This is a genomic window from Pelagibacterium lacus (assembly GCF_003345525.1).
In the GTDB taxonomy this organism is placed as follows: Bacteria; Pseudomonadota; Alphaproteobacteria; order Rhizobiales; family Devosiaceae; genus Pelagibacterium; species Pelagibacterium lacus.
Map to the genome: position 1 here is coordinate 126,698 of NZ_QQNH01000004.1, position 14,718 is coordinate 141,415.

General features: G+C 63.6%; 11 protein-coding genes and 1 tRNA gene. 10 read left to right on the plus strand and 2 right to left on the minus strand.

The features are described from left to right. Positions 1–37: 37 nt before the first annotated feature. Together mfd and DVH29_RS04700 are read left to right on the plus strand one after the other, a co-directional pair. Complete coding sequence (gene mfd / locus DVH29_RS04695; RefSeq protein ID WP_114645069.1) at positions 38–3,463, plus strand: transcription-repair coupling factor; 3,426 nt, start codon at positions 38–40, stop codon at positions 3,461–3,463. 140 nt (positions 3,464–3,603) lie between these two features. Beyond that, a complete protein-coding gene (locus DVH29_RS04700) occupies positions 3,604–4,284 on the plus strand; it encodes an invasion associated locus B family protein (protein ID WP_114645000.1) in 681 nt (226 codons plus the stop codon). 51 nt (positions 4,285–4,335) lie between these two features. On the opposite strand, the gene DVH29_RS04705 is transcribed toward DVH29_RS04700, so the two are convergent. Beyond that, a complete protein-coding gene (locus tag DVH29_RS04705; RefSeq protein WP_158541558.1) occupies positions 4,336–5,490 on the minus strand; it encodes an FAD-dependent monooxygenase in 1,155 nt (384 codons plus the stop codon). Between the two features lie 161 nt (positions 5,491–5,651). Here DVH29_RS04705 and DVH29_RS04710 point away from each other — a divergent pair, with 161 nt between their 5' ends. The 3 genes from DVH29_RS04710 to DVH29_RS04720 all read left to right on the plus strand — a co-directional run bounded on the left by DVH29_RS04710 (position 5,652) and on the right by DVH29_RS04720 (position 7,845). Continuing rightward, positions 5,652–6,683: a TerC family protein gene (locus tag DVH29_RS04710; RefSeq protein ID WP_158541559.1), complete on the plus strand. Its 1,032-nt coding sequence runs from the start codon at positions 5,652–5,654 to the stop codon at positions 6,681–6,683. Positions 6,684–6,690: 7 nt separating this feature from the next. Further along, on the plus strand, positions 6,691–7,659 hold the full coding sequence (locus DVH29_RS04715) for a quinone oxidoreductase family protein (RefSeq protein ID WP_114645003.1): 969 nt from the start codon (positions 6,691–6,693) through the stop codon (positions 7,657–7,659). A 96-nt stretch (positions 7,660–7,755) separates the two neighbouring features. Then, a tRNA-Ser gene (locus DVH29_RS04720) sits at positions 7,756–7,845 on the plus strand. Positions 7,846–7,905: 60 nt separating this feature from the next. On the opposite strand, the gene DVH29_RS04725 is transcribed toward DVH29_RS04720, so the two are convergent. Continuing rightward, positions 7,906–8,436, minus strand: a complete 531-nt coding sequence (locus DVH29_RS04725) for a dihydrofolate reductase family protein (protein ID WP_114645004.1) — start codon at positions 8,434–8,436, stop codon at positions 7,906–7,908. Positions 8,437–8,595: 159 nt separating this feature from the next. Here DVH29_RS04725 and DVH29_RS04730 point away from each other — a divergent pair, with 159 nt between their 5' ends. The 5 genes from DVH29_RS04730 (at position 8,596) to DVH29_RS04750 (ending at position 14,690) form a co-directional block, all read left to right on the plus strand. After that, the gene (locus DVH29_RS04730; RefSeq protein ID WP_158541560.1) at positions 8,596–9,231 is read left to right on the plus strand and encodes an exopolysaccharide biosynthesis protein; all 636 of its coding nucleotides are present in this window, start codon (positions 8,596–8,598) and stop codon (positions 9,229–9,231) included. Continuing rightward, positions 9,228–10,931: an alpha/beta hydrolase gene (locus DVH29_RS04735; RefSeq protein WP_114645006.1), complete on the plus strand. Its 1,704-nt coding sequence runs from the start codon at positions 9,228–9,230 to the stop codon at positions 10,929–10,931. Before DVH29_RS04730 ends, DVH29_RS04735 begins: the two co-directional genes overlap by 4 nt. A gap of 166 nt (positions 10,932–11,097) precedes the next feature. Further along, on the plus strand, positions 11,098–12,237 hold the full coding sequence (locus DVH29_RS04740; protein ID WP_114645007.1) for an ABC transporter permease: 1,140 nt from the start codon (positions 11,098–11,100) through the stop codon (positions 12,235–12,237). A 3-nt stretch (positions 12,238–12,240) separates the two neighbouring features. Beyond that, the gene (locus tag DVH29_RS04745) at positions 12,241–13,017 is read left to right on the plus strand and encodes an ABC transporter ATP-binding protein (RefSeq protein ID WP_114645008.1); all 777 of its coding nucleotides are present in this window, start codon (positions 12,241–12,243) and stop codon (positions 13,015–13,017) included. A 5-nt stretch (positions 13,018–13,022) separates the two neighbouring features. After that, the gene (locus DVH29_RS04750; protein ID WP_114645009.1) at positions 13,023–14,690 is read left to right on the plus strand and encodes an MlaD family protein; all 1,668 of its coding nucleotides are present in this window, start codon (positions 13,023–13,025) and stop codon (positions 14,688–14,690) included. Positions 14,691–14,718 lie beyond the last annotated feature (28 nt).

The following is a 14,718-nucleotide window of genomic DNA, read 5'->3' on the forward strand; positions in this document are numbered from 1 at the left end:
CAGGCCCTCCCGCATTCTCGCCAACGTCCCCGACGGCATGCAGCCGGCGGTCCTGGCGCGCGAAATCGAGGCGCGGATGAACGAAGCGCCGCAAGCGCCGGTTTCCATTGCCTTCGTGGCGCGGGACGGGCGGCGCCTGCAACGCATGGCCGATACCCTCTCGGCCATGCTGCCGGGACATACGATCCTCACCTTTCCCGCCTGGGACTGCCTGCCTTACGACCGCGTCTCGCCCAATGCCGTGACGATCTCGGCGCGCATGTCGGCGCTGGCGCAACTGGTCGATCCGAACATCAAGGGCGCCATCGTCCTCACCGCCGTCAACGCGTTCATCCAGCGCGTGGTGCCGCGCGACGTGGTCGAGGCCATGACCTTTTCGGCCGTGGCGGGCAATATGGTCGACAGCGACCGGCTGATCGGCTGGGCGACCAATAATGGCTATCTGCGCGTGCCGACCGTTCGGGAAGCCGGCGAATTCGCGGTGCGCGGTGGCCTGGTCGATCTTTATCCGGCCGGGCACGATGCGCCGTTGCGCTTCGATTTCTTCGGCCAGCAGCTTGAAACCATTCGTACTTTCGATACCGAAAGCCAGCGCACCACGGGCAATATCAAGCGCGTGACCCTGGTGCCGATGAGCGAGGCGCTGCTCAACGAAGAGACCATAAGGCGGTTTCGGCGCAATTATACGACGGCGTTCGGCGGCAATACGGCGGATGATCCGCTTTATGCGGCGATTAGTGCGGGTCAGCGCTTCGCCGGCATGGAGCACTGGCTACCGTTCTTCTACGAGAAGATGGAAACCCTGGCCGCCTATCTGGGCGATGCGCCGGTCCTGTTCGACGAGCAGGCCCAGGAAGCGTTCGGCGAACGCCGGGATCAGGTTCTCGACTATTTCAACGCCCGCAAGGAAGCGCGGGAGCAGGGGACGACCGCCGGAGCACCCTATAAGCCCATCGCGCCGCGCCTGCTCTATACGGTCGATCAGGGGCCTTATGAGATCGTTCGCGGCCATGAGATCGCCGAGCTGACGCCCTTCATGCCGGCGGGCGAGACCCTGCCGGTCATCGATTGCGCCGGGCAGATGGCCCCGAGCTTCGCGGCCGAGCGGCAGGCGACCGACGTCAACCTGTTCGAGGCGGTTATCGCGCGCATCAAGACCGAGGCACGGGGCGGACGGAAAACCGTCATTGCCTGCTGGACCGAGGGCACACGCGACCGCATGGGGCAAGTGCTCAAGGATCATGGGCTCAAGGCCGTCAAGAAGCTCGAGAACTGGAACCAGATTTCCCAGATCAAGGTCGGCCAGCTCGGCCTGATCGTGATGCCGCTGGAAAGCGGATACATCGCCGAAGGCATCGCCGTCTTCTCCGAGCAGGACATTCTGGGCGAGCGCATCATTCGTGCCACGCGACGCAGGAAGGCGTCCGATGCGCTGACCGAGGCCAGCAGCCTTTCGGCCGGCGACCTGGTCGTTCATGTGGATCACGGCATTGGACGGTTCATCGGGCTCAAGGCCATCGAGGTGCAGGGGCACCCGCATGATTGCGTCGAAATCGAATACGCCAAGGGCGACAAGCTCTACCTGCCGGTTGAAAATATCGAGCTGCTGACCCGCTATGGCGCGGAAGGGGCGGAACTCGACAAGCTCGGTGGCGTCGCCTGGCAGGCCAAGAAGTCCAAGCTCAAGAAGCGCATCCGCGACATGGCGGAACAACTGATCAAGATCGCGGCCGCCCGCCAGATGGCCAAGACCGATCCGGTGGAGATCCAGACCGGCACCTATGACGAGTTTTGCGCCCGCTTTCCCTATGAGGAAACCGAGGACCAACTCGCGACCATCGATGCGGTTTTCGACGACCTCACCTCCGGGCGGATCATGGATCGCCTGGTCTGTGGCGACGTCGGATTCGGCAAGACCGAAGTGGCCCTGCGCGCCGCCTTCGTCATGGCGATGAGCGGTCGGCAGGTTGCGGTGGTCGTGCCCACCACCTTGCTTTCCCGCCAGCACTTCAAGACCTTCTCCGAGCGGTTTGCGGGTCTTCCGGTTCGCGTGCGTCAGGCATCGCGGCTGGTGCCGTCGGCCGAGCTCAAGGCGACCAAGGAAGGGCTCAAGGATGGCAGCGTCGATATCGTCATCGGAACCCATGCCCTGTTGTCCAAATCGGTGGGGTTCCGCGATCTGGGCCTGCTGATCATCGACGAGGAGCAGCATTTCGGCGTGGCGCACAAGGAGCGGCTCAAGGAAATGCGGGCCAATGTGCATGTGCTGACGCTGTCCGCGACTCCCATCCCCCGCACGTTGCAATTGGCGCTGACGGGCGTCCGGGACCTATCGCTCCTCGCCACTCCGCCCGTCGATCGGCTGGCGATCCGCACCTTCGTCTCGCCCTTCGATCCGCTCGTGGTGCGGGAGGCGCTGCTGCGCGAGAAATATCGCGGGGGACAGGCCTTCTATGTCTGTCCGCGCATTTCCGACCAGCCCGACATCGCGCAATTCCTGAAGGACCATGTGCCCGAGGTCAGCTTCGTCGTGGCCAATGGCCAGATGGCGCCGCAGCAGCTCGACGACACGATGAATGCCTTTTACGATGGCAAGTTCGACGTGCTGGTGGCGACGACCATCGTGGAATCCGGACTCGACGTGCCGACCGCCAATACGCTTATCGTGCATCGGGCCGACAAATTCGGTCTGGCGCAGCTTTATCAGATCCGGGGCCGTATCGGACGGTCCAAGACGCGCGCCTATGCGATTTTCACCGTCCCGGCCGACCGCAAGCTCAACGATCAGGCGCAGCGTCGGCTCCAGGTGCTCCAATCGCTGGAATCGCTGGGCGCTGGCTTCCAATTGGCCAGCCACGACATGGACATCCGCGGGGCCGGCAATCTTTTGGGCGAGGAGCAGTCCGGCCATATCCGCGAGGTCGGGTTCGAACTCTATCAGTCTATGCTCGAGGAGGCCGTGGCTTCGCTGCGGGCCGGGCAGGTGGAAGAGGAGGAGAGCGCCGGTCAGTGGTCGCCGCAGATTTCGCTCGGCATGCCGGTCATGATCCCCGAGAGCTTCGTGCCCGACTTGCAGGTGAGGATGGAACTCTACCGCCGCCTGGGTGACCTCAACGACCCGCGCGAGATCGATGCATTCGGCGCCGAGATGATCGACCGCTTCGGTCCCTTGCCGGAGGAAGTGGAGGGGCTGCTCAAGGTGGTGCTGATCAAATCTTTGTGTCGAACGGCCAATGTCGAAAAGGTCGATGCCGGTCCCAAGGGGGCATTGATCACATTGCGGAACGGTGTTTTCCCCAATCCTGCCGGATTGGTGCGCCATATCGCAGATCCTGGCCAGGCGGCCCGGCTGCGCCCGGATCAGAAAATCATGTTTGCGCGCAACTGGCCGACGGCCGATCAGCGTCTCAAGGGCAGCGCGGCGATCCTGTCACGGCTGGCCAGCTTGGCCAGCGCCCAGTGACACAGTTGGGCAACAGGGCCGCCGCAATGGCATTGGCAGAGCCGAGAGGTCATGTTATTGCCCGAATTCGCCGCTCTTGAACGTGTCTGAAACCCAATGATTCCGGCGGGGAAACCCTGCCCAGAGCAACAGGACATTCCATGAAACTCTTCGACGCGATACTTGCAGGCGCTGTTGCCGCGGGACTGATGTTCTCATTCGCAGGTGGGGCGTTCGCACAAGATTCCGCCGAGGCGGGCATGATCGACCTGGCGAACGAGGAAAGCGATGCCACCAATAACTGGCTGAAGGTGTGCAGCGAACTGGACGATGGTGGGCAGGCCTGCATCATGCGGCAGGTGGTGACCAATACCGGCGTCTTCACCGGTTCGTTCCTGCTGCGCAACGATCCGAGCCAGGAAAGCCGCCTGCTGGCCGTTGCCTCGGTTCCGATCGGCGTTCTGCTGCCCTTCGGCCTCACCTGGCAGATCGACGGCGGCAAGCCGGTGCGCGTGCCCTATATGCTGTGCGATCCCAATGCCTGCTCGGCCCAGCTCGTGGTCAATGAAAGCTATATTCAAAGCCTCAAGCGCGGCAATCAGCTCAAGCTGATCGCCAAGAACCGCCAGAACGAAGACATTACCATCGCCATCAACCTCGCCGGGTTCACCGCGACCTACGACAATCCGGAAGGCATCAGCATTGAGGAACTGAACGAGGCCAATTCGACCGAGAACGTGCTCGAGCAGGTCCTGCAGGATCGCGCCAACCAGCTGCGCGAAGAGATGGAAAATCAGTCCGCGCCGGCTACCCCCGGTGCAACCGAGGCGCCCGCGCAGTAACGGGACAGGTTTTGCAGATGATTTGAGGGCGGATCGTTCGATCCGCCCTTTTTATTTGCCGAGGCCGAAGGCCATGGCGCGCTTTCGCATCGGCGGGAAGGTCTTGAGGCCCCAGAGGCCGACGCTGCGCAGCATTTGGGCCGGAAGGTGCGGTGAAAGAAGCGAGGTGAACAAGCCATCCACAAAGGCGCCGGTTCGTCCCAGATCGGCAGCGCGCATCGTCGCATAGGCGCGCGCCACGGCATCGGCCCAGCCATAGGCGCCGGGATTGGCGGCGGCGAGGCATGCGTCGAGGTCCTCGACATCGCGCAGCCCCAGATTGAGCCCCTGCGCGCCGATCGGCGGAAAGGCGTGCGCCGCTTCGCCGACCAGGATGGCGGCCGATTTCCCGGCCATATCGACCGACAGCGAGGAAAGCGGAAAAATGAAAGTCGGGGTCATCGGCCTGGGCTGGCCGAACAGGTTCTGCGATTTCTCCGCCAAAAGCCTGGCGAGGGTGTCGGGGGACTGCCGTGCCGCTTCCAGCGCTTCGGGCTTGTCGATCCACACCAGATTGGCGCGAAGTCCGCCGGCCGGGACGAGGGTGAACGGGCCGTTGGGGTAATGAAACTCGACGGATTCGCCATCGAGCGGTCGCTGCAGTTCCAGATCGCAAACCAGGGCGGCCTGCTGGTATTTCCTCTCCCGTACCGTGATACCGGCCCATTGGCGAACCCGCGAGCCCTTGCCATCGGCGCCGATGAGCAGGTCGGCGGTCACTTCGCTGCCATCATCGAGGGTGAGCGACCAGCGGTGGTCCTCGCGATGGGCGCGCGCAAGGCTCGCCTCCCGCGTCGCAAGATTCGCTTCCGTTTGGCCGGCGGCGGCAAAGGCTTCATTCAAGGCAATATTGGGCAGGTTCCAGCCAAAGGATTCAAGCCCCATCTCCCCCGATAAGAACACGGTTTCCGGTGCGCGCAGCAGCCGGCCGGTGGCATCGATGATGCGGATGCGCTTGAGCGGAACCCCGATCGTGGCCGGGTCCACTACGAGCCGCGTGCGCATCAGGTATTCGACCGATGGCCCCATCAGAGCCGATGTCCGCCGGTCGGGGGGCGCCGCGGGTGCGATATGCAGCGTTTCAAAGCCCGCGCGGGCGCTGGCCACGGCTGCCGCTTTTCCGGTCAGGCCGCCGCCAATGACGGCGATTTGCGTTTTCGTCGACATGGTGCACCTTTGGACGTTTCGTCTGACATAGGCGTGCATAGCGGCAGCGGCAAGCAATTGCGGTTGCGCGAGCGGAAATTCTGCCGCTTTCTTGCCCATTGTTCATGGCAGACCATGGCGGCGCCGGGGCGGGCGCGCGTTTGCAATTGCGAGGGCATGACATGCTGGATGTATTTGCTCAACCCGCCTTCTGGACCAGCCTCGTGCTGCTGGTCGGCATGGAAGTGGTGCTGAGCGCCGATAATTTCGTTTTCATCGCCGCCATGGCGGCGAAAATCCCCTCCGAACACCGGCGCAAGGTGCTGCGGGTTGCCCTGGCCCTGGCCGCGCTGTTCCGGCTGTTGCTGCTGTTTGGGGTCGTCTGGGTCATGGGGTTGCAGCGCACGGCCTTCGCCATCGCAGGCTGGGCGCCGTCCTGGCGCGAACTGGTCTTGCTGGCCGGAGGGTTGTTCCTCATCTACAAGGCCGTGATCGAACTGTATCTGCTCATCGAACCGGCCCCTGCCGCCCCGGTGGAGCCGATGCGCATATCGGAAAGCCTCACGATCGGCGTCTTGCAGATCGTCCTGATCAATGCCGTTTTCTCGGTCGATTCCATCATCACCGCCATCGGGCTGACACCCTATGTCGAAGCCATGGCCATCGCTGTGGTGGTTTCGGTCGGCTTTCTCTATTTTGCGGCCAGTCGCTTGGGCGACATCATCGCCGCGCATCCTTCCGTCAAGGCGCTGGCCCTGGGTTTCCTGCTGGTCGTGGGCATGGCGCTGGTCGCCGATGGGCTGGGGTTCAGCGTGATGCGCCCCTATTTTTACGGCGCGATGATCTTTGCCATCCTCGTGCTCGCGGCGGCAAAGCTCGTCAGGTCGATCCTCGGCACGAAAAGAGTGGTCGAGGCGGCGAATGGCGGACAGATCGAGCCAAGGTTCGATCCGGCGCCGGTCTTCGTGCCCGTGGAACCGGCCTTCGAGGACCCTGTTCCTGCCCCGGAGATAGCGGAGGAGCTGCACCCGGAGCCTCGGGAAGAAGACGCTCCACTTCCCACGGTGGACGTTGACGCGGACGAACCGGATCAGCCGGACCGCGACGATGAAACCCTTGGCGGGCAGGAACGCGCTGTGCCAAAGTCCCCCACCAAGAGAAGCGGTCGCCGGAATCGGGTCATGCGGCCGCGTACCGGGCGCAGAAGAGAGTAGAATCAGCATGAAAGCCATTGTCGTCGATGAGTTCGGGGGACCGGACGTTCTTGCGTTTCGCGAGGCCGAAACCGGACAGCCCGGCTCCGGGGAAATCTGGGTGCGTCACCGTGCGATCGGCGTCAATTTCATCGATACCTACCATCGCACGGGGCTTTATCCCAATCCGCTGCCGCTCGTTCCGGGCTCGGAAGGGGCAGGGGAGGTGGTGGAGGTCGGCCCCGGCGTGTCCGGCTTCAAGCCCGGCGACCGCATCGCCTATCAGGGAACGCTGGGATCGTATCGCGAAGAGCGAATCATGCCCGCCGCCAAGGCCGTGCTGCTGCCCGACGGCATCGACTACGAGACCGCGGCAGCCATCATGCTGAAGGGCCTGACGGCCTATTACCTCCTGTTTCTCACGTGGCCCGTCAGCGCCGGCCAGACGATCCTCTTTCACGCCGCGGCCGGCGGCATGGGATTGATCGCCTGCCAATGGGCGAACGCTCTCGGGGCGAGGGTTATCGGCACGGCCGGCAGCGCCGAAAAGATCGCGCTTGCCAAGGCCAATGGCTGCGACGAGGTGATCAATTATTCCGAGGAGGATTTTGCCGTTCGGGTGCGTGAACTGACCGGCGGCAAGGGCGTCGACGTAGTCTATGACGGGGTCGGGCAGGCGACGTTCGAAAAGTCGCTCGATTGCCTGCGGCCGTTGGGGCTCATGGTGAGCTTCGGCAATGCCACCGGACCGGTTTCCATCCTCGACCTCGGCATCCTGTCGCGCAAGGGATCGCTGTTCCTGACGCGTCCTCTGGGGACGCATTATTTCGCCGAACGCAGCGCGCTGCTCACTGGCGCCAAGGCCCTGTTCGCCGCCGTGGAATCCGGGGCGATCAAGGTGCATATCGGACAGAGATTCGCCCTTTCCGAGGCCGCCGACGCGCATCGCGCGCTCGAGGGGCGCCAGACGGTCGGTTCGACGATTCTGATTCCATAGCGCCCCAGCGTGGGCGCGATTCACTGGACAGCGGCCCGGTGAGACGCTACACCGCCAACGACCATGCAGCGGCCGCCAAAGCGGCCGGCTTGCGCCGGGTGGGTGGCAGAGTGGTTGATTGCACCGGTCTTGAAAACCGGCGGGCGTGAGAACGTCTCGGGAGTTCGAATCTCCCCCCACCCGCCACTCAATGCCGTGGCGCTCGTAGCGCTATATTTCCGCAACTGAATCAGGTTGATGGCGTGGCTAGGCGGGAACGTATGTCAGCCTGATCACGTCGTCGCCGATCCGGTCGCTCGATACGAGGCGCAGAGGAGGGCGAGGGCCGGCGAAAAAGGTCTTGCCGCTGCCGATCACCACGGGGTGGATGTACAATCGGTATTCGTCGACAAGCCCCATATTGGCCATGCTGGCCGCCAATTCCGGCCCGGAAACCTCGATCACCCCGTCATGTCGCGCCTTCAACCCGCGTATTGCCGCTTCGATGTCGTCCGACAGGAGGGTGGCGTTGGGGCCGACCGCGGTCAATGAGCGCGAGACGACCCATTTCGGCTTGCTTCGCCAAGCGGCCGCATATTCGCGTTCGGCCGCGTCCCATTCGGGATGTTCCTCGTCCCAATAGCGCATCACCTCGTACATGCGGCGGCCATAAAGGCTGCCGGTCAGGCTGCGCGTGTCCTCGATGAAATGTCGGAACAGCACGGGATCGGGCGCGAAGGCCGTGTGGTCCACATAGCCGTCCAGCGACTGGTTCAGTGCAAAGACGAGCTTCGCCATGGGACGGGCTCCTTGCATTTCCATAGGCGTGCGAGAATACGGAAAAAAGCCATGGACGGCAATTGGCGGCGTTGCGGGTCTGGCGACTTGATTGCGATGCCTTGGATCGGCATGATCGCGGCCGCGCGTTCTCGTGATTTTTCAGTAAGGCATCTGCGAATGGCAACCACCGCACGCGATCCCACGCCTGTGGAAGTCCGCATCGATACCTTGCTCGACGCCATAGCGGTGTCCCAGACGAAGGCCAATCCCCGGTTCACGGTTTCGAGCCTGATTGCCGCGCTGGGCACCCGCTCGCATGTTCTGGTGATTCTGGTGTTTTCCGTGCTCAACATGGTGCCCGGCCCGCCCGGCTATGGCGGCACCATGGCCTTCGCCATCATCGGCTTTTCCCTCGCCATGATCATCGGCCATCCGCTGCGCCTGCCCGGATGGATCAGGCGCCGCCGCCTGCCGGTCAAGGCGCTGCTCCGCATGACGGAACTGTTTTCGAGGATCGCTCGGCTGGTGGGCCGGTTTTCCCGGCCGCGCCTCACCCTGCTCTCGGCAGCGCCCATGCGGCCCTTGCTCGGAGCCTTCATCATCGTCATCAGCCTGCCGATGATGTTGCCGGTGCCCTTCATCAACGCCGTGCCCAATACCGGCATCTGCATCCTGTGCCTCGGGTGGGTCAATCGCGATGCCGTGCTTATCGGGCTGGGCATTGCCGTAGCACTGATCGGCCTGGCGATCGCCGGGCTGGCCATACTGGGCGGCTACCACCTCGCCTCGGCGGCCATAGAGGCGGTGCAATGACCGTGCGGCGCATCATCCGGCGCATGCTGGTGCTGATCTACCGCATTCCCGTGGGGGGCCTGTTCCTCGGGCTGGTGTTCTTTGCGCTCTCGCTCACGCCCTCGCTTATCCCGCGCCATTTCCTCATCCAGAGCGTGCTTTCCGGCTGCGTCTTCGCCGCCGGCTACGGCATCGGCGTGTTCGTCGAATGGCTGTGGAACTTCATGGGCCTCAAGCTGCCGACCCGGCGCTGGGCCTATTATGCCCATTGGGCGTTGCTGGCCGTTGCCCTGGCGTTCGCGCTCCTGTGCCTCTGGCTGTCCACCGGTTGGCAGAATTCGATCCGCACGGTGATGAACATGCCGCCGGTGGAAACCAACCAGCCTGTCTATGTGGCCGCGATCGCCACCTTCCCGGCGCTGGTGCTCATCCTGATCGGCACGCTGATCGTTTCGGGGGTGCTGCTGGTCTCGGGCTGGCTGCGCCTTATCATTCCGCCCCGGGTCGCCCTTGTGGGCGGCATCCTGATCGTCACCATCATCACCAACATAACGGTCAACGGCATGCTGGGCCGTTGGGCCTTCGCCGCCGCCGACCGGTTCTATGCCGATCTCGACACGCTGGCCGGCATCTATGAGGTGCAGCCTACCGATCCGCTGCGCTCGGGCAGCGCCGCCTCGCTCATCGATTGGAACACCATCGGGCTGGATGCGCGCGTCTATGTCCAGTCCGGGCCGACCGCGGCGGAAATCGAGGCGGTGACCGGCAAGCCGGCTCAGACGCCTCTAAGGGTTTATGTGGGGTTGCGTTCGGCGCCCACCATCGAGGAACGCGCCCAACTGGCCCTGGCCGAGATGGAGCGCATCGGCGCCTTCGACCGCTCCGTGCTGGTGCTGATCATGCCGGTGGGCACCGGGTGGGTGCAGCCTCCGGCCATCGATACGCTGGAATTCCTGCATGGGGGTGACGTCGCCAGTGTTGCCCTGCAATATTCCTATCTCACCAGCTGGCTTTCGCTGGTGTCCGAACCCAATGTCGGGGTCGAGGCGGCCCGCGCCCTGTTCGATACGGTCTACGGCCATTGGATGGCCTTGCCCCCCGACCAGCGGCCCGAACTCTATCTGCACGGGCTGAGCCTTGGGGCCTATTCGTCCCAGGCCTCCATCAATCTGTTCGATATCTTGGCCAACCCCATAGATGGGGCACTCTGGGTCGGCCCGCCCTTTACCAGCCAGATCTGGCGCAGCATCACCGGGGCCCGCGATCCGGAAAGCCCGGCATGGTTGCCGCGCGTCGGGCAGGGCTCGATCGTGCGCTATGCCAACCAGTATGAAGGGCTCGATCCCCCCAGGCATCCCTGGGGCCCCCTGCGGCTCTTCTACCTGCAATATGGCAGCGATCCGGTGGTGTTCTTCGATCCCGGCATGCTCTATCGCCGTCCGGCCTGGCTGGACGAACCGCGCGCGCCGGACGTTTCGCCCGATCTGCACTGGTATCCGGTGGTGACCTTCCTGCAGGTCACCTTCGATCTGGTCCTGGCCCAGACCTCGCCGATCGGCTTCGGCCATGTCTATGCGCCCCAGCACTATCTGAAGGCGTGGATCGCGGTCACCCAGCCGGAGGGCTGGACGGCAGATCAACTCGATGCGCTCGTCGAGAGATTGTCCCGGGAGGGCACCTATCGCGACATCGTGGGCGGCTGGTTCCGCGAGACCCGATAGGCACGCGCCCTGTACGAAATCGGCGAGCAATGCCTGCGGCTTAGGGGCACATCACAAATGTGCAATACCCCAATCCCGCGCTCGCCCGGCCTATGACATTCCGTCCGGCTCTGTTAGGAAAGAGCGCCCTCTTTGGACCGTGGGCGAGGAGTGATCGGCAATCCGCATGGCAAAGTCTGAGGCGCCACAGATCGACATATCGGGTTCCGAAGGCGTTCTCGTGGCACGGCTGGCGGGAGACTGGACGACGCGCTGGGCGCGGCAGATGCAATCGGCGCTCGACAAGGCTTTCGCCGGCCATTCCCGTCCCGATGCGCTGGAATTCGACTTCGAAGCGGTGACGGCGCTCGATACCGTCGGAGCACTGCTGCTGGCGCAGCGTCGCGCCTCGTTTGGCGAAGCGGTACGGACCACCATTGCCGGCGCGAGTGGGGCCCAGGCCAATCTCCTGGGGCACGTCAACGCCATAGAGGTTCATGCCCCCGAGAAACCCCTGCGGCTGCCCCTGTTGCTGCGGCCGTTCGAGAGGCTGGGACGCATGACCGCCGCCGCGCTCGGCGATCTGGTCGGCATCCATGCGGTGCTCGGGCGGACGCTCGCGGCCCTCGCTGCGACGCTTACGCTGCGCGCGCCGTTTCGATTCGCCGCCCTGGTCAATCAGTTCGATCTCATCGTTTTCCGGGCGGTTCCCATCGTCGTGCTCATATCGGTGGTGGTGGGGGCGATCATCACCCAGCAATCGATCCTGCAGCTCAACAATTTCGGCGTGGCGATCTATGTGGTCGATCTCGCCGCTATCCTGATGCTGCGCGAGGTGGGCCTGCTTCTGGCGGCCATCATGATCGCCGGCCGGTCCGGATCGGCGATCACTGCCGAAATCGGTTCCATGCGCATGCGCGAGGAGCTCGATGCGCTTTCGGTCATGGGCGTGGACCCCTATCAGGCCCTGATCCTGCCACGCATGCTGGCGCTGCTGATCGGCTTGCCCTTCCTCGCCTTCATAGGGGCGATGTCGGGGCTGGCCGGAGCGGCCATCGTTGCGTTCGTCTATGGCGGCATCCCGATCGATATCTTCCTCGATCGCTTGCAGGATGCGCTCAATGTGCGGACATTGCTGGTGGGCCTCGTCAAGGCGCCGTTCATGGCCATCATCATCGGCCTTGTTGCTGCCAATGAGGGGTTCAAGGTGGCCGGTAGCGCCGAATCCCTGGGCAAGCACACCACCGCCTCCGTGGTCCGCGCCATATTTCTCGTTATCGTCGCGGATGGCGTGTTCGCCATGTTCTTTGCCGCGATCGGGTTCTAGGCCATGACCCGAATCACGCCGACCGATCCCATCATCTCGATCCGCGACCTCGTGGTGGGCTTCAACGGCCGCAAGGTCATCGACGGCTTCAGTCTGGACGTGCGGCGGGGCGAGGTGCTGGGGATCATTGGCCCCTCGGGCTCGGGCAAGTCGGTGACCCTGCGGACGGTTGTGGGATTGTTGCCCAAGACCGCCGGCACCATCGAAGTGTTCGGCCGCGACTATGCTTCATTGTCGCGCCAGCAGCGCGTCGAGATCGAGCGCCATTGGGGGGTTCTGTTCCAGCAAGGCGCTCTTTTCTCCGCCCTGACGGTGATCGAGAACGTCGAATTTCCCATGCGCGAGCATCTGGATGTTCCCCGCAAGCTCAGGCGTGAAATCGCCCGGTTCAAGATCGACCAGGTCGGATTGCCGCCCGGTGCGGAAAACCTCTATCCGTCCGAACTGTCCGGGGGGATGATCAAGCGGGCGGCCCTGGCCCGGGCCCTGGCGCTCGATCCCGAGATCGTTTTTCTCGATGAGCCGACTGCCGGGCTCGATCCGATCGGAGCGGCCAAGTTCGATGAACTTGTCTTGAGCCTCAAGGACGCGCTGGGCCTGACCGTATATATGGTCACCCACGATCTCGACAGCCTGGTTACGGTCTGCGACCGTATTGCCGCATTGGGCAAAGGAAAGCTGTTGCAGGTCGGAACGCTCGACGAATTGCTTGCTTCGGACGACCCCTGGCTGACAGAATATTTTCACGGGCCGCGTGCACGCCATCTGGAGAAGACCTGAACGCAATGGAAAACAAGGCCAATTACGCTATTGTCGGTGCGTTCGTGACGCTGCTCCTGCTGGGGTTCGCGGGCTTTGTCTATTGGTTCGCAATCGCTGATCAGGTGCGCGAGCGGGTCAGCTACCGGATCGTCTTCGATGGCGCTGTGACCGGGCTCAATGCCGGCACCACCGTGCTCTTCAACGGCCTGCCCGTAGGTACGGTCGAAACGGTCTCGATCAATCCGGACGATCCCTCCCAGGTTCTGGCGCGGATCGGCGTCGAGGCGACCGCGCCGGTGATGAACGACACCCGGGCCGTCCTCGAAGTGCAGGGGCTGACGGGGATCGCCAATATCCAGCTGCTTGGCGGCTCGCTCGAGGCGGGGCCGCTCCTGCCGCCCGAGGGGCAGAGGATCGCCACCATCCGGGGCGAGGCGGCCGGGTTGCAGAACCTGCTCGAAGGGGCGACCAACATCATCGAAAGCGCCGAAGCGACCTTCGCGCGCATCGAATCCTTTTTCGCCGAGAATGAGAGCCGCCTGACCACGACACTGGCCAATATCGACCAACTGACTGCGGGGCTGGCCGGGCTGGTGGAGGGAGCCGGCGATGATTCGGATTTTGACGTCATCGTCTCCAATGTCCGCACCACGCTCGAAAGCATCGATTCCACCTTCGGCGAGCTCGACGTCTTCGTGCGGGACAACCGGATAAGCCTTTCCAACACCATCTCCAATGCCGAGACCTTCTCGGCGGCGCTTGCCGCCAATTCCGACGCCATAGACGGCTTCCTCGCCTCAATGACCCGCACAAGCGATCAGATCGGGCCCCTGGCCGACGAAATGCAGATTCTCACGCAGGATGTGCGGCGGCTCGTTGCGGCCATTCCTCCCGACGAAGTCCGCTCGACCGTGGCCGATATCGGGGCGTTCGCCCAGACGCTGGCGCAGAATACCGACAATATCGAAGGCTTCTTTACCGATGCGCGCCTCCTGGCCGGCAACCTGTCGGGCGTGTCCGACGGGCTTCAGGATACGCTCGACCTGATCGACCGCGCTTCGGCGGCCGTCGATCCGGACGTCATCGCCCGCGCCATGGCCAATATCGATGCCTTTTCGGCCGTGCTGGGCAACAATGCCGAAAATGTCGACGGCATCCTCGCCAATACGCGGCAGTTCACCGAGACGCTGGGCACGGCGACGGCACGGGCCGATACGCTGATTGCCCGCTTCGACGGCATGGTCACCACCGAGGACGGCCAGATGCTGTTCGAGGAGGTGCGGGAGACGGCGGCCTCGATCCGGCAGTTGGTCGAGCGGGTCGATTCCATGGTCGCTTCGGATGATGGGCAGACCCTGTTCGCCGATTTCAGCGCGGCAGCGCTGTCGATCCGCGATCTTTCCGAGCGTCTCAATGCGATGGCGGCCTCCGAGGAAGGCGAGCATCTGATCGCCAATATCGGGGCGGCGGCCAATTCCGTCGAGAGCCTCGCCAACGCCCTCGACGAGCGAACCGCGGCGATCTCGCTGGGTCTGACCTCCTTCACCAATAGCGGATTGGGGGCCTATACGACCCTCGCCAATGAAGCGATGCGGAGCCTTCAGCTGTTCAACCGCGTTCTGGATCAGATCCAGCGCAATCCGCAGGTGCTGGTGTTCGGTGGGGAATCGGTTCGTGAGTTCACCCCGTGAGTGCTGCCGACGCCCGTGAAACGCGATA

Excerpts from the sequence above, each read along its gene's own strand:
- mfd (WP_114645069.1), top strand. The coding sequence starts at position 38 with ATGCAGCCGGCGGTCCTGGCGCGCGAAATCGAGGCGCGGATGAACGAA.
- DVH29_RS04700 (WP_114645000.1), top strand. The coding sequence starts at position 3,604 with ATGAAACTCTTCGACGCGATACTTGCAGGCGCTGTTGCCGCGGGACTG.
- DVH29_RS04705 (WP_158541558.1), bottom strand. The coding sequence starts at position 5,490 with ATGTCGACGAAAACGCAAATCGCCGTCATTGGCGGCGGCCTGACCGGA.
- DVH29_RS04710 (WP_158541559.1), top strand. The coding sequence starts at position 5,652 with ATGCTGGATGTATTTGCTCAACCCGCCTTCTGGACCAGCCTCGTGCTG.
- DVH29_RS04715 (WP_114645003.1), top strand. The coding sequence starts at position 6,691 with ATGAAAGCCATTGTCGTCGATGAGTTCGGGGGACCGGACGTTCTTGCG.
- DVH29_RS04725 (WP_114645004.1), bottom strand. The coding sequence starts at position 8,436 with ATGGCGAAGCTCGTCTTTGCACTGAACCAGTCGCTGGACGGCTATGTG.
- DVH29_RS04730 (WP_158541560.1), top strand. The coding sequence starts at position 8,596 with ATGGCAACCACCGCACGCGATCCCACGCCTGTGGAAGTCCGCATCGAT.
- DVH29_RS04735 (WP_114645006.1), top strand. The coding sequence starts at position 9,228 with ATGACCGTGCGGCGCATCATCCGGCGCATGCTGGTGCTGATCTACCGC.
- DVH29_RS04740 (WP_114645007.1), top strand. The coding sequence starts at position 11,098 with ATGGCAAAGTCTGAGGCGCCACAGATCGACATATCGGGTTCCGAAGGC.
- DVH29_RS04745 (WP_114645008.1), top strand. The coding sequence starts at position 12,241 with ATGACCCGAATCACGCCGACCGATCCCATCATCTCGATCCGCGACCTC.
- DVH29_RS04750 (WP_114645009.1), top strand. The coding sequence starts at position 13,023 with ATGGAAAACAAGGCCAATTACGCTATTGTCGGTGCGTTCGTGACGCTG.